11 protein-coding genes are annotated in these 13487 nt (G+C 55.1%); 8 read left to right on the top strand and 3 right to left on the bottom strand.

Annotation, left to right across the window (positions count from 1 at the left end; translation table 11 throughout):
- The first annotated feature begins 8 nt into the window (after positions 1–8).
- The 5 genes from ACMGGX_RS00155 to ACMGGX_RS00135 all read left to right on the top strand — a co-directional run bounded on the left by ACMGGX_RS00155 (position 9) and on the right by ACMGGX_RS00135 (position 6072).
- The gene (locus ACMGGX_RS00155) at positions 9–1067 is read left to right on the top strand and encodes a Gfo/Idh/MocA family protein (protein WP_420297873.1); all 1059 of its coding nucleotides are present in this window, start codon (positions 9–11) and stop codon (positions 1065–1067) included.
- Entirely contained in the window at positions 1061–3340 is a 2280-nt protein-coding gene (locus ACMGGX_RS00150; RefSeq protein ID WP_420297872.1) for a glycoside hydrolase family 65 protein, read from the top strand. The genes ACMGGX_RS00155 and ACMGGX_RS00150 overlap by 7 nt, the downstream gene beginning before the upstream one ends.
- Positions 3330–3998 carry a beta-phosphoglucomutase gene (pgmB, locus tag ACMGGX_RS00145; RefSeq protein WP_420297871.1) on the top strand — a complete coding sequence of 223 codons (669 nt, stop codon included), beginning with the start codon at positions 3330–3332 and terminating at the stop codon, positions 3996–3998. The genes ACMGGX_RS00150 and pgmB overlap by 11 nt, the downstream gene beginning before the upstream one ends.
- Positions 3999–4008: 10 nt before the next feature.
- Positions 4009–5091, top strand: a complete 1083-nt coding sequence (locus ACMGGX_RS00140) for an ABC transporter ATP-binding protein (protein WP_063439778.1) — start codon at positions 4009–4011, stop codon at positions 5089–5091.
- 66 nt (positions 5092–5157) lie between these two features.
- Positions 5158–6072: an OmpG family monomeric porin gene (locus ACMGGX_RS00135; RefSeq protein ID WP_420297870.1), complete on the top strand. Its 915-nt coding sequence runs from the start codon at positions 5158–5160 to the stop codon at positions 6070–6072.
- 34 nt (positions 6073–6106) lie between these two features.
- Here ACMGGX_RS00135 and ACMGGX_RS00130 read toward each other — a convergent pair whose 3' ends face one another.
- Positions 6107–7117, bottom strand: coding sequence for a LacI family DNA-binding transcriptional regulator (locus ACMGGX_RS00130; RefSeq protein WP_420297869.1), 1011 nt, complete (start codon positions 7115–7117; stop codon positions 6107–6109).
- 155 nt (positions 7118–7272) lie between these two features.
- On the opposite strand from ACMGGX_RS00130, the gene ACMGGX_RS00125 reads away from it, so the two are divergent.
- The 3 genes from ACMGGX_RS00125 (at position 7273) to tyrR (ending at position 11373) form a co-directional block, all read left to right on the top strand.
- Positions 7273–8670 carry a YcjX family protein gene (locus tag ACMGGX_RS00125; protein ID WP_420297868.1) on the top strand — a complete coding sequence of 466 codons (1398 nt, stop codon included), beginning with the start codon at positions 7273–7275 and terminating at the stop codon, positions 8668–8670.
- On the top strand, positions 8667–9719 hold the full coding sequence (locus ACMGGX_RS00120) for a TIGR01620 family protein (RefSeq protein WP_420297867.1): 1053 nt from the start codon (positions 8667–8669) through the stop codon (positions 9717–9719). Before ACMGGX_RS00125 ends, ACMGGX_RS00120 begins: the two co-directional genes overlap by 4 nt.
- A gap of 112 nt (positions 9720–9831) precedes the next feature.
- The gene (gene tyrR / locus ACMGGX_RS00115; RefSeq protein ID WP_023335909.1) at positions 9832–11373 is read left to right on the top strand and encodes a transcriptional regulator TyrR; all 1542 of its coding nucleotides are present in this window, start codon (positions 9832–9834) and stop codon (positions 11371–11373) included.
- Between the two features lie 37 nt (positions 11374–11410).
- Here the strand turns inward: tyrR and ACMGGX_RS00110 are convergent, their stop codons facing one another.
- Positions 11411–12619: an aldose 1-epimerase family protein gene (locus ACMGGX_RS00110; RefSeq protein ID WP_420297866.1), complete on the bottom strand. Its 1209-nt coding sequence runs from the start codon at positions 12617–12619 to the stop codon at positions 11411–11413.
- A gap of 275 nt (positions 12620–12894) precedes the next feature.
- Positions 12895–13401, bottom strand: a complete 507-nt coding sequence (gene tpx, locus ACMGGX_RS00105; RefSeq protein WP_023335907.1) for a thiol peroxidase — start codon at positions 13399–13401, stop codon at positions 12895–12897.
- Positions 13402–13487 lie beyond the last annotated feature (86 nt).

The following is a 13487-nucleotide window of genomic DNA, read 5'->3' as shown; positions in this document are numbered from 1 at the left end:
TGACGAGCGTGATGAGTGCTTCTACACCTTCGCCTCTGCGCGTCGCCATCATTGGCGCCGGGCAGGTCGCGGATAAAGTGCATGCCTCGTATTACGCCACGCGCAATGATGTTCAGATGGTGGCTGTCATGGACAGCCATCCTGAACAGGCACGGGCGTTTGCGGAACGTCATGGTATTCCCTCGGTATGGCAGGATGTGCGAGACATGCTCGAGGCGGTTAAGCCGGATGTGGTGAGCGTCTGTTCGCCTAACCGGTTCCATTTCGAGCACGTCATGGCAGCGCTGGAAGCTGGCTGCCACGTGATGTGTGAAAAACCACCTGCTATGACGTCGCAGGAGGCCGATCGGATGCGCATGGCCGCGCGCAAGGCGGGAAAAGTGCTGGCGTATGATTTTCACCATCGTTTTGCTCTCGATACGCAACTGCTGCGTGAGGCTGTGATGAAGGGGACGCTGGGAGAAATTTATTACACCACGGCGCAGGCGCTACGCCGCTGCGGGGTTCCCGGCTGGGGCGTCTTTACCAACAAAACGCTTCAGGGCGGTGGGCCGCTGATTGATATCGGCATCCATATGCTCGATGCCGCGATGTACGTGCTGGGGTTCCCGTCGGTAAAAAAGGTGACGGCACACAGCTTCCAGAGGCTGGGAAACCGTAAAAGCAGCGGCCAGTTTGGCGCGTGGGATCCCACGCAGTTTACCGTTGAAGATGCCCTGTTTGGCACTATTGAATTTTGCAACGGCGGCATTCTGCGTCTGGACACGTCGTTTGCGCTCAATATCCGTGAACAATCCATCATGAACGTCGCATTCTGCGGTGAAAAGGCGGGCGCCATGCTGTTCCCGGCGCACATCTACAACGACGAAGCCGGGACTTTAGTCACCCTCACGCAGCGTGAAGAGGCTGACGATCGGCGTCATATGCGCAGTATGGATGCCTTTGTGCGGCATGTGCAGGGAGAGCCCGTCATGATCGCTGATGCGGAGCAGGGGCTGGTTATCCAGCAGCTCGTCGCCGCGCTGTATGAATCAGCTGAAACAGGGGAAAGCGTGACGTTATGCTAAACGTGTCTGTATTAACCGACCCGGGCTTTTGTCCACACAGCCTGAATAAATACGCCTCCATCATGGCCTGCGGTAATGGCTACATGGGGATCCGCGCTGCGCACGAAGAAGATTACACCCAGCAAACCAGAGGCATGTATCTTGCGGGTCTCTATCATCGTGCTGGTCGCAACGAGACCACTGAGCTGGTCAATCTGCCGGATATCATCGGTATTGATGTTGAGCTGGATGGCGTCAATTTCACGCTCCTGTCAGGCGAAATCCTCGAGTGGCAGCGCGAGCTGGCGTTTGCCAATGGCGAACTTCGTCGCAGCGTCGTCTGGCGCTCGCCTGACGGGAAACGCTATCGTCTGGAGAGCCGTCGTTTTGTGTCGCTGGACCAGTTGCCCTTAGTGGCCATGCAGCTTTCCATCACGCCGCTCGATGCCGTCGCGCACGCCGTGCTGCAAACCGGCATTGACGCAACGCAAACGAACAGCGGCAGACAGCATCTGGATGAAGTGTCGGTCAGAGTGTTCGATCAGGAATACATGCAGGGCGTGTATGAAACGCAGGACCGCGCGTCTGAGATTGTTGTTTCAGCGTATTGTCAGCTCTCAGCGAAGAGCGACAGCTGTTTCACCGCCAAAAATCGTCGTCTCAGCGCTAATCATTCGCTGACGATTGCGAAGGGTGACACTGTCACGCTTGAAAAAATCGTCTGGGTGGCACATCGCAGTGATAAGGCACTGTCGCAGGCGTCTTTCGCCCGCAACGTGCTGGCCGATCTCAAAGTCTGCGCGGCAAGAGGCTACGACGCCTTGCTTGAGAGTTCGGCGTGTGCCTGGCAAGAGGTCTGGCGTAACGCTCGGGTGGAGGTGGACTCTACGGAACATCAGGATCAGATGGCGCTGGATTACGCCGTCTGGCATTTGACGGCCATGACGCCTGCCCATGATGAGCGAAGCAGTATCGCCGCCAAAGGGCTGACGGGCGAGGGGTATAAAGGCCACGTCTTCTGGGATACCGAAATTTTCCTGCTGCCTTTCCATCTCTTCACGCGTCCCCAGACCGCCCGTAGCCTGCTGCGCTATCGTTGGCTCAACCTGGCCGGGGCGCGGGAAAAAGCCCGTCGCAATGGCTGGCCCGGCGCGTTGTTCCCATGGGAAAGCGCCGCCAGCGGGCTGGAAGAGACGCCAGAGTTCGCGGCTATCAACATCCGAACCGGCACGCGTCAGAAGGTGGCCTCCGCGCTGGCGGAACACCACATCGTGGCGGACATCGCCTGGGCCGTCGTCGCTTACTGGCAGGCGACGCACGATGAGACCTTTATGCGGAATGAAGGTCTGACGCTCTTGATGGAAACCGCTGCGTTCTGGATGGGCCGCGCGACGGAAATTAATGGTCGTCTCGAAATCCATGACGTTATCGGACCTGACGAATACACCGAGCATGTGAACAACAACGCTTATACCAACTATCTGGCCTGGCACAACGTCGCCTGCGCTCGCCAGTTTATGACGATGTTTGGGCGCGAGGATGAAGGTTTTACGCAGAAAGCGACACGGTTCCTGACGCGCTTATGGCTGCCGGAGGCCAATTCAGACGGTGTGATCCCGCAGGATGATACCTTTATGGCAAAACCTGCCATCGATCTGAGCCGCTACAAAGCCAAAGCGGGTAAGCAGACCATTCTGCTCGATTATTCCCGCGCGGAAGTCAACGACATGCAGATCCTTAAGCAGGCCGATGTGGTGATGCTTACCTACCTGTTGCCGGAGCGGTTTACCCCGCAGCAATGCGCCGCCAATCTGGCGTTCTACGAGCCCCGCACGATCCATGATTCTTCGCTGAGCAAGGCCATTCACGGCATTGTGACTGCCCGCTGTGGTGACGTCGAAGGTGCCTACGCCTTCTGGCGCGATGGCGTCGCCATTGATCTTGGGGACGACCCCCACAGCTGCGATGACGGAATTCACGCCGCTGCGACCGGCGCTATCTGGTCCGGCGTCATTCAGGGCTTTGCCGGTATGCAGATAGAGGAAGGGGAACTGCACCTTGCGCCCAGGTTGCCGGCCCACTGGCGAAGACTTGCTTTCCCTCTGCGCTGGCGGAACGCGACGCTGCACTTCACCTATGAAAATGAGGTGTTAACCATAGAAGCTTCGGCACCTGCCACGCTCACGCTGTGGGGCAAAACGCTACATGTATCGGGGCGGAAAATTTGCGCTTATAAGGATTTTCTTGCACCTGAAAATGGGACCGCTACCACGGAGGGGCACCATGACGCTTAAGGCTGTTGTATTCGATCTGGACGGTGTGATCACCGATACCGCACACCTCCATTTTTTGGCCTGGCGTGCAGTGGCTGATGAAATCGGCATCACCTTCGACGAAGCGTTTAACGAACAGCTGAAGGGCATTAGCCGCATGGATTCCCTTCAGCGCATCCTGAAGCATGGCGGGAAAGAGGGGACGTTTAGCGATGAGCAGTGCCTCGCGCTGGCGACGAAGAAAAACGCGCTCTATGTCCAGTCTCTGGCGTCGCTGACGGAGGATTCACTGCTTCCCGGTATTCGCGACGTGCTGACGGATATCCGTGCGGCGAAGGTCAAAATTGGGCTTGCCTCCGTTTCCCTGAATGCCCCGGGGATCCTGCACGCGCTTGGCATTGATCAGGCCTTCGATTTTTGCGCCGATGCTTCCCGTATTCGCCGCTCAAAACCAGACCCGGAGATCTTCCTCGCCGCCTGTTTAGGCCTGAATGTGCGTCCTGACGCGGCTATAGGTATCGAAGATGCACCTGCAGGCGTTGAGGCGATCAACGCGGCGGGAATGCTGTCGGTTGGGATTGGATCTGGCCTGAACCATGCGGGATTACAACTTCATTCAACGCGGGAACTGACCTGGAAATGCCTGACCGAGTTTTGGGCATCCCGGACGTATTGCTAAGGAATTAACAATGGCTCAACTGTCCCTGAAACACATTCAGAAAATCTATGATAACCAGGTCCACGTGGTTAAGGATTTCAATCTCGAAATCGAAGACAAGGAGTTCATCGTCTTCGTTGGGCCTTCGGGCTGCGGTAAATCCACGACGCTGCGAATGATTGCCGGTCTGGAGGAGATCAGCGCGGGTGAACTAATTATTGACGGGGTGTGCATGAATGACGTGCCCGCCAAGTCTCGCGATATTGCGATGGTCTTCCAGAACTATGCGCTTTATCCGCATATGACGGTCTATGACAACATGGCGTTTGGCCTGAAGATGCAAAAAATTGCGCCTGCGGTTATCGAAGAACGCGTTAACTGGGCGGCACAGATCCTCGGTTTACGCGAGTATCTCAAGCGCAAACCCGGCGCGCTGTCCGGCGGCCAGCGTCAGCGCGTGGCGTTGGGCAGGGCGATCGTGCGCGAAGCTGGCGTGTTCCTGATGGATGAACCGCTTTCCAACCTTGATGCCAAGCTTCGCGTGCAGATGCGGGCTGAAATCAGCAAGCTGCACCAGAAGCTGAACACCACGATGATTTACGTGACCCACGATCAGACGGAAGCCATGACGATGGCGACACGCATCGTGATCTTAAAAGACGGCATTATTCAGCAGGTCGGAGCACCGAAGCAGGTGTACAACGAACCGGCAAACATGTTTGTTGCAGGATTTATTGGATCGCCAGCCATGAACTTTATTCGCGGCGCTATCGACGATCGCTATTTTGTTACGGAAACGCTCCGTCTGAAGATTCCAGAGGACAAGCTCGCTTCACTGAATGCCGCAGGGTATCAGCGCAAAGCCGTAGTCTTTGGGATCCGCCCGGAAGATATTCTCACGCTGCAGAGCCGAGGTGAGAATATCGCGGCGAAAGTCAGCGTAGCCGAACTGACCGGCGCGGAGTTCATGCTTTACGCCGCCGTTGGCGGCCATGAGCTGGTTGTGCGCGCTGGTGCTGCGAATGATTATGCCTCTGGGGATAATATCGACATCCAGTTCGATATGAACAAGTGCCATTTCTTCGACGCTGAAACCGAAGCGGCTATTAGATAAGAAAGGTGTTCGCCGGAAATGCAAATTTCCGGTTTTTTTGTTTGTTACTTATAAAGGGAAAATTAAATGAGTACTCTACTAAGAAGTGCTGCGCTCGTGCTGTGCGCAGGGGTTAGCTGTGCACAAGCATCAGAAACAGCGAAACAGTGGGAATTTAATATCGGCGCGATGTATGAAATCGAAAACGTTGAGGGGCAGGGCGACGATAAAGATGGATTATATGAACCTTCCGTGTGGTTTAATGCAACCTGGGATGCGTGGACTATTTCACTGGCGATGTATCAGGAGGGGCCAGTTGATTACAGCAGTATGACCCGTGGAACCTATTTCGACCGTCCTGAATTTGAATTACGCTATCGCTTTATCGGAACCGATGATTTTACTTTCGGTCTGACCGGTGGTTTCCGTAATTATGGCTACCACTTTAAAGATGAACACGGTGCCAAAGACGGCAGTGCGAATATGCAGCGCTACAAAGTTCAGCCTGACTGGGATATTAAATTAACCGATGACTGGCGCTTTGGCGGCTGGTTTGCTATGTATCAGTTTGCCAACGATCTGGAGAAAACCGGTTATTCTGATAGCCGCGTTGAAACCGAAACGGGCTTTACCTGGACCATTAACGAAACCTTTGCGGCTAAAGTGAATTACTATTTAGAGCGCGGTTTCAATATGAACGGTTCGCGTAATAACGGCGAATTCTCCACTCAGGAATTTCGCGCCTATCTGCCTATTTCATTGGGCCAGACGACCTTAACGCCTTATACCCGACTGGGGCTCGATCGCTGGTCGAACTGGGACTGGCAGGACGATCCTGAGCGTGAAGGACATGATTTCAACCGCCTGGGTATGCAGTATGCCTATGACTTCAACAACGGTTTATCCATGACGCTTGAATACGCCTATGAATGGGAAAACCATGACGAGGGTAAAAACGACCGCTTCCACTATGCGGGCGTTGGGGTAAATTACGCGTTCTGACCGAGGGCACGCCAGGGGCGCTAAGCCCCTGGTTTTAGCGCAGCGAGGCCCCCAGTAAAAAGTGGGTATCAACGAGAACTTTTTGCGGTGCGGGCTGACCCGCAATACGCCTGAAAAGAAGATCGCAGCTCTCTTCGCCCAGTTTTCGGGTCGGGATATCGAAGCCGCCAGGTGCGGGCGTTAAAATGAGAGACAGCATCGGGTCACTGTATCCGGCTATCACCACCTGCTCCGGGATCATCAGGTTCAACTCATCCGCCGCGCGATAGAGGCTAAGTAACTTCATGCTGTCGGTAGCGAATACTGCATCAGGCGGCGTGGGTGAAGACAACAATTCCAGCGCCGCCGTAAGCGCACTCTCATGGGTATAACCGCCATTCCTGATCCAGTCCGGGTTAAGGGCAATATGGTGCTTTTCCAGACTGGCTTTATAGCCCGCAAGGCGATCGATCGAAACATGGTAATCAAGCGGGGCATGCAGACAGGCAATTTTACGGCGTCCGTTTTTAATAAAGGTTTCGGTCAGCGTGGCGCTGTCATGGAAATTATCCGTGTCGACGGAATAAATATTCTGAAACTCACCTTCGACTTTGCCGATAACTACTACCGGTACGCCATACGCATCCAGCGTGGTGAAAAAGGATTCATTTGCCGGTGAGCTCAGCATAATGATCCCTTTGATCATCTTCTGTTTTATTTTACTCACGCATTTCAGCAGATCGTCTTCGCTACTTTTTGACGTTTGTAAAATAACGTCAAAGCCTTCTTCTTCCGCTTTTGCCGTAATGGCATGCAGGACATCTGAGAAAAAAGGATTGCCGGCAGTGGTTTTGGTTGAACGGGTCGAAATAACCATAATGGCATCGAAGCCTGAAGAGGTCAGGGCGCGGGCCAGTTTGTTGGGCTGATAATTTAATTCGTCAATCGCCTTCAGCACTTTTTCACGCGCTTCGGGAGAAATATTCGTTTGTTTATTCAGAACGCGGGAAACGGTTGATTTCGATACGCCCGCAACCCGTGCGATATCATAGATGGTGGGTGACATACACCTTACTCACTCCGGACTGACAGCAATGCCGTTCATCTTACTGGAGAGAAAACGGCAATAGCAATAAATAAGAATTGATAATCAACGATCTGCCCCCATTTATTGTATTCTGAAGCCATGCATTCAAGGCTTCCAGGCAACGAAGGACGGCGATGAAGCGACTTAAAAACGAAATCAATTCACTGGTGAACCGTGGCGTTGACCGTCATCTGCGTCTGGCCGTGACGGGGCTGAGCCGCAGCGGTAAGACGGCGTTTATCACAGCGATGGTAAACCAGCTCCTGAACCTGCACGCCGGCGCGCGTCTGCCGCTGCTTAGCGCGGTGCGGGAAGAACGCCTGCTGGGCGTGAAGCGCGTCCCTCAGCGTGATTTTGGTATTCCACGCTTTACCTATGACGAAGGGCTGGCGCAGCTCTACGGCGATCCGCCCACGTGGCCGACGCCGACGCGCGGGGTGAGTGAAATTCGCCTCGCGCTGCGCTTTCGCTCGAATGAATCCCTGATGCGCCACTTCAAGGATACCTCCACGCTGTACCTTGAAATCGTCGATTACCCCGGTGAATGGTTGCTCGACCTGCCGATGCTGGCGCAGGATTACCTCAGCTGGTCCCGCCAGATGACGGGCTTGTTGCAGGGGCAGCGCGCCGGGTGGTCGGCCAAATGGCGACAGCTGTGCGAAGGCCTGGACCCGCTTGCACCGGCCGATGAAAACCGTCTGGCGGCCATTGCCGAAGCCTGGACGGCGTATCTGCATCAGTGCAAGCAGGAAGGGTTGCACTTCATTCAGCCGGGTCGCTTTGTCCTGCCGGGTGATTTAGCGGGCGCGCCTGCGCTTCAGTTCTTCCCCTGGCCGGACGTGGACGGGGTGGGCGAGTCGAAGATGGCGCAGGCCGACAGGCACACTAACGCCGGGATGCTGCGCGAGCGTTACAATTACTACTGTGAAAAAGTGGTTAAGGGATTCTATAAAAACCACTTTTTGCGATTTGACCGTCAGATTGTTCTGGTGGATTGTCTGCAGCCGCTCAACAGCGGGCCGCAGGCCTTCAACGATATGCGCCTGGCGCTGACGCAGCTGATGCAAAGTTTTCACTACGGCCAGCGGACGCTGTTTCGCCGTCTGTTCTCACCGGTGATCGACAAACTGCTCTTTGCGGCCACAAAGGCCGATCACGTCACGGTCGACCAGCATGCCAATATGGTATCGCTGCTGCAGCAGCTGGTGCAGGACGCCTGGCAAAACGCCGCCTTCGAAGGGATCGGCATGGATTGCCTTGGGCTTGCGTCCGTGCAGGCGACGCAAAGCGGGCTGATTGATCTTAACGGCGAGAAAATACCGGCATTACGCGGGAACCGGCTCAGCGACGGTGAACCGCTTACCGTGTATCCGGGGGAAGTGCCTGCGCGGCTGCCTGGCCAGGCCTTCTGGCAGAACCAGGGCTTCCAGTTTGAAGCCTTCCGCCCGCAGGCAATGAGCGTCGATCGGCCATTACCACACATCCGTCTGGATGCGGCGCTGGAGTTTTTGATTGGAGATAAATTGCGATGACGGAACCGTTAAAACCGCGCATAGACTTTACCGGAACGCTTGAGCAGGATCCTCAGGAGGCGTTTAAAACCGCGCAGACCTTCAGCGGCACGCAGGCTGATAACTTTTCCCCGGCCCTGACCGAGGAGCCCGGCGTTGAGGAAGGTCCGGCAGAGGCGGTTGTGGAAGCCGCCCTGCGTCCAAAGCGCAGCCTGTGGCGCAGGATGGTCACCGCCGGGCTGGCGCTGTTTGGCGTAAGCGTGGTTGGTCAAGGCGTGCAGTGGACGATGAATGCCTGGCAAACTCAGGACTGGGTCGCGCTGGGTGGATGTGCCGCAGGCGCGCTGATTGTGGGGGCGGGCATCGGGTCGGTTGCCACCGAGTGGCGGCGGCTCTGGCGTTTGCGCCAGCGCGCGCACGAGCGTGATGAAGCGCGGGATCTGCTCCACAGTCACGGCACCGGCAAAGGCCGCGCGTTCTGTGAAAAGCTGGCCAGCCAGGCCGGAATCGACCAGTCGCATCCGGCGCTTCAGCGCTGGTATGCCGCCATCCATGAAACCCAAAATGACCGGGAAGTGGTGACGCTCTATTCCCATATGGTTCAGCCGGTGCTGGATGCCCAGGCGCGGCGCGAGATTAGCCGTTCTGCGGCGGAATCCACCCTGATGATTGCCGTCAGCCCGCTGGCGCTGGTCGATATGGCCTTTATCGCCTGGCGTAACCTGCGCCTGATCAACCGTATCGCGAACCTTTACGGCATAGAGCTGGGTTACTACAGTCGACTCCGGCTGTTCAAGCTGGTCCTGCTCAATATTGCGTTTGCCGGGGCGAGTGAACTGGTGCGCGAAGTGGGCATAGACTGGATGTCGCAGGATCTGGCGGCGCGTCTTTCTGCTCGAGCCGCCCAGGGTATTGGCGCGGGATTGTTGACGGCGCGTTTGGGGATTAAAGCGATGGAGGTCTGTCGTCCACTGCCGTGGATTGATGGCGATAAGCCCCGTCTGGGGGATTTCAGGCGCGAGCTTATCGGCCAGCTCAAAGAGACGCTCAATAAAAAACCGGCTCCGTGAGGTTTTGTTCACTTATCGTGCTGGCTGTCAATATTTGTTGACAGCCATCTTCCCGATCACCGTGTTCTGACATATCATTTTACTGTTATTGGCTTAAAACGGTGAATTTCCCATGCGTCTTGAAGTCTTCTGTGAAGACCGTCTCGGTCTGACCCGCGAATTACTCGATCTTCTTGTTTTACGTAGCATTGATTTACGTGGCATTGAGATCGATCCTGTCGGGCGAATTTACCTCAATTTTGCCGAAATTGAATTTAACACCTTCAGCAGCCTGATGGCGGAAATCCGCCGTATCGCTGGCGTTACGGATGTACGCACCATTCCCTGGATGCCCTCTGAGCGTGAGCACCTGGCCCTGAGCGCGCTGCTGGAGGCCATGCCAGAGCCGTTCCTCTCCCTGGATTTGAAAAGCAAAGTTGAGCGCGTTAACCACGCGAGCTGCCAGCTTTTCGCGCAGAGCCAGGAGAAGCTCAGCAATCATAACGCCGCGCAGCTGATCCCCGGCTTTAACTTCCAGCGCTGGCTGGACAGCAATCCGCAGAACACGCTTAGCGAGCATGTGGTGATTAACGGGCAGAATTTCCTGATGGAGATCACGCCGGTTTATCTGAAAGGGGAAGGGAATACCCGTGTGCTGACCGGGGCGGTGATCATGCTGCGCTCGACGTTACGCATGGGCCGTCAGCTGCAGAACATTTCCAGCCAGGATGTTGGCGCCTTTAGCCAGATTATTGCCGTCAGCCCGAAAATGCGCCATGTGGTCGATCAGGCGCGCAAGCTCGCAAGCCTGACCGCACCGCTGCTGATTACCGGGGATACCGGCACCGGGAAAGACCTGCTGGCTCACGCGGTGCATCTGGCGAGCCCGCGTGCGGCTAAGCCTTATCTGGCACTTAACTGCGCCTCTATTCCGGAAGATGCCGTTGAAAGCGAGCTGTTTGGCCACGCGCCGGAAGGCAAGAAAGGGTTCTTCGAGCAGGCTAACGGCGGCTCCGTGCTGCTGGACGAGATCGGCGAAATGTCGCCGCGCATGCAGGCTAAGCTGCTGCGTTTCCTGAATGACGGAACCTTCCGCCGCGTCGGCGAGGATCACGAAGTGCATGTGGACGTGCGCGTCATTTGCGCCACTCAGAAAAACCTGGTTGAGCTGGTGCAAAAGGGGATCTTCCGCGAGGATCTCTATTACCGTCTCAACGTCCTGACGCTGAATATTCCCCCGCTGCGCGATTGTCCGCAGGACATCATGCCGCTAACGGAGCTGTTCGTTGCCCGCTTTGCCGACGAGCAGGGGGTGCCGCGTCCGAAGCTGTCTGCCGATCTCGGCACGGTGCTCATGCGCTACGGCTGGCCGGGCAACATTCGCCAACTCAAAAACGCCGTTTATCGTGCGCTGACCCAGCTTGAAGGCTATGAACTGCGTCCGCAGGATATTCTGTTGCCTGATTACGACGCGGGGACGGTATCGGTTGGCGAAGAGGCGATGGAAGGTTCGCTGGACGATATCACCAGCCGTTTTGAGCGCTCGGTGCTGACGCAGCTGTACCGCAGCTATCCCAGCACCCGCAAGCTGGCAAAACGCCTTGGCGTCTCGCACACCGCGATCGCCAACAAGCTGCGCGAGTACGGTCTGAATCATAAGAAAGGCGACGAATAACAAAAAAGCCTCTGCAAAGAGGCTTTTTACTTTACGTTTATTCCTTCGCCATAGGCGTGTTAACGATTTCTGTTTTTGTCTCTCCCTGAATCGATGCAATCCTGTTTTCGACCTCTTTCACCTGCTGCGGGCTGTGCAGCAGGGTATAGGTCAGGTCAAACTGCGCTCTGGCACCGGGCTGCAGCTGCTTAACCCGCTTCTGCTCGCGTTCAATCGTAACGGGGTAGGCGTAGCTGGTGCCCGGCTCAATGCCCGTGACGTAGCCCTGCTTCAGCGTGTCGGTGTTCTTCCATAAGGTCAGCACGGGCAGCTGGCGGGTATCAAACTGGATTGACGCGCCTTTATCTCCGGCTTTATTGACCACCGCCGCAAGCGTTTCGTGGTTATTGTCTGAGAGCGGTTTAATGTTAAAGACCATCTCATCAAAGCCTTTTGTCGGCCCGGCATAGGTTTGCCAGTCGTTAACCCCCGCTTTGGCATAGTCATTGAATGGGCTCACGCTTGCCGCCGGCGCAAGGAAACGGGCGCCTTCTTCAAGGATCGGCGTGCCGAAGTTGCTGTGATAGATGATTTGGTAATCATGAGGGTAATCCGCATGGTTGGTCAGAACATCATGCAGGCTGAACTGGTTGGTTCCGGGAACGTAGCGCAGTTCGGTCATGGTTTGCAGATCCGATTTTTTAAACGTGCTCTCTTTGATCAAACCGCGAACGCGGATCTCATGCGGGGCGGCATCCGCGATTTCAACCTCGACCTGCGAAACAGGGGTATTACCGGCCCTGCCGTGCAGGGTGTAAATTTGCCCGTCAGCGGTGACCGGGTGCCCGGTCCACTCATAGCCACAGCGCACCATCATCTCGTTGAAACCATCCAGCCAGCCGAGACCGTTGCGGCTTTCAAGATTGATATAAGCCGGGTTAACAACCTCTTTAACGGGCGAATTCCACCCCAGCCGGGTGCCAAAGCCTTCTACATGCAGAAGGTTCATCCCGCGGGTCGGGCTGAGGGTAATCGTCAGGCCATCTTTGCTGCTAATTATGATGACTTTGCTGCCTTCCTGTTTACCACCGTGTAAGACTTTTTGCTCAATGCTGAACGTCCGATCTTTAACTTTCAGCTCATCACTGGAAATCTTCCAGTTTCCTTTCTCTACGCTGCTTTCAGCGCTTGTCAGCACCCAGGTTTTAGCCGCTGCATGGCCAGAAATCAGTACCGCAAGGAGCGTAAAAGCGAATTTAATCTTCATATATTATCCTTTTTGCTGAAACGATTATTTTCTTTCGTAAGCAAATCTAATGTTTAGGCAGAAAGGGAAATGTGATGTGCTTCACTGGGGATGAAAATAGGGAAATTTAACGATTATTATGCGTTATTGATCACGCTCAGGTTACATGTTGTCTAAGTTATTGCATGAATAATGTGATTTGTGTGTATTTATGCTTTAACGATTCAGCTTTGACGCAATAAAAAACCCCGCCGCGGCGAGGTTGAGAATAAGTTGTATAGAATGCTAAGTACTTATTATGCTTTCAGCACGTCCAGCGCGGCAGTGTAATCCGGCTCGGTGGTGATTTCGTTAACCAGTTCGCTGAAGACAACGGTGTCGTTTTCATCCAGAACCAGTACGGCACGTGCTGCCAGACCTTTCAGTGGGCCTTCCGCGATGCTGACGCCGTATTTCTCGAGGAAATCTGCGCTGCGCAGGGTGGAGAGGGTAATAACGTTGCTCAGGCCTTCAGCACCGCAGAAACGGGACTGGGCAAACGGCAGGTCGGCGGAAATGCACAGCACAACGGTGTTGTCCATTTCAGTCGCCAGCTGATTGAATTTACGCACGGACGCGGCACAAACGCCGGTATCAATGCTTGGGAAAATGTTCAGTACTTTGCGTTTACCCGCAAACTGAGCCAGTGTGACGTCAGACAGATCTTTAGCCACCAGAGTAAAAGCCTGCGCTTTGCTGCCAGCCTGCGGAATGGAACCTGCAACAGCAACCGGGTTGCCCTGGAAATGAACGAGTTGTGACATAGATATCTTCCTGTTTACATATAGTTAACGTCGGGGCTAGTGTATGCCATCAGCGGATAACACGGCAAACCAAATTTTTCGCCTTT

This window comes from Enterobacter sp. BNK-29, assembly GCF_048684785.1.
In the GTDB taxonomy this organism is placed as follows: domain Bacteria; phylum Pseudomonadota; class Gammaproteobacteria; order Enterobacterales; family Enterobacteriaceae; genus Enterobacter; species Enterobacter cloacae_M.
Note: the sequence above shows the minus strand (reverse complement) of the source record. Positions and strands in the feature narration are given on the sequence as shown.